This is a genomic window from Ruegeria sp. AG6, from assembly GCF_056541565.1.
Genome location: NZ_JBQFYQ010000027.1, coordinates 1 through 1,273, shown reverse-complemented (window position 1 = coordinate 1,273; position 1,273 = coordinate 1). Strand labels below are relative to the sequence as shown.

1 protein-coding gene is annotated in these 1,273 nt (G+C 63.2%); it reads left to right on the top strand.

Annotated elements, in window-relative coordinates:
- Positions 1 to 1,273: serine hydroxymethyltransferase (glyA, locus tag ACR0I0_RS20565; protein WP_480492674.1), on the top strand; the 1,273-nt coding region annotated here is incomplete at its 5' end.

The window sequence follows — 1,273 nt, the reverse complement described above, 5'->3', positions numbered from 1 at the left end:
CGGATTTTTTACCCAGTCCCTTTCTGATCGTGATCCCGAGCTTTTTGGCTCGATCACGTCGGAACTGGGTCGTCAGCGCGACGAGATCGAGCTGATCGCGTCCGAGAACATCGTCTCTGCCGCCGTGATGGAGGCGCAGGGCTCGGTGATGACCAACAAATACGCCGAAGGCTATCCCGGCCGCCGCTATTATGGCGGCTGCCAGTTCGTCGACATCGCCGAAAACCTGGCCATCGACCGCGCCAAGCAGCTGTTCGGCTGTGAATTCGCCAACGTGCAGCCTAATTCCGGCTCTCAGGCCAACCAGGGCGTGTTTCAGGCACTGATCAAGCCCGGCGACACCATTCTGGGCATGAGCCTGGATGCCGGTGGCCACCTGACCCACGGCGCCCGCCCGAACCAGTCGGGCAAGTGGTTCAACGCGGTGCAATACGGCGTGCGCCAGCAGGACAACATGCTGGATTACGATCAGGTCGAGGCGCTGGCGAAAGAGCACCAGCCCAAGCTGATCATCGCCGGCGGTTCGGCCATCCCGCGCCAGATCGACTTTGCCCGCATGCGTCAGATTGCCGACATGGTCGGGGCCTATCTGCACGTGGACATGGCGCATTTTGCCGGTCTGGTCGCGGCGGGCGAACATCCCAGCCCGTTCCCGCATGCGCATGTGGCCACCACCACCACGCACAAGACCCTGCGCGGCCCGCGCGGCGGCATGATCCTGACCAATGATGAAGATATCGCCAAGAAAGTGAACTCGGCCATCTTCCCCGGCATTCAGGGCGGCCCGCTGATGCATGTGATCGCGGCCAAGGCCGTGGCCTTTGGCGAGGCGCTGCGGCCCGAGTTCAAGTCCTACATCCAGCAGGTGATCACCAACGCCCAGGCGCTGTCGGATCAGCTGATCAAGGGCGGTCTGGACACGGTGACCCACGGCACCGACACCCATGTGGTGCTGGTCGACCTGCGCCCCAAAGGCGTCAAGGGCAACGCCACCGAAAAGGCCTTGGGCCGGGCGCATATCACCTGCAACAAGAACGGTGTGCCGTTTGATCCGGAAAAGCCGACCATCACGTCGGGCATCCGTCTGGGTTCGCCCGCCGGCACCACCCGCGGCTTCGGCGAGGTCGAATTCCGCCAGATCGCCGACTGGATCATCGAAGTGGTCGACGGCCTGGCCGCCAATGGCGAAGACGGCAACGGCGCCGTCGAAGCCAAGGTCAAGGCCGAGGTCGCAGACCTCTGCGCCAAATTCCCGATCTATCCGAACCTGTAA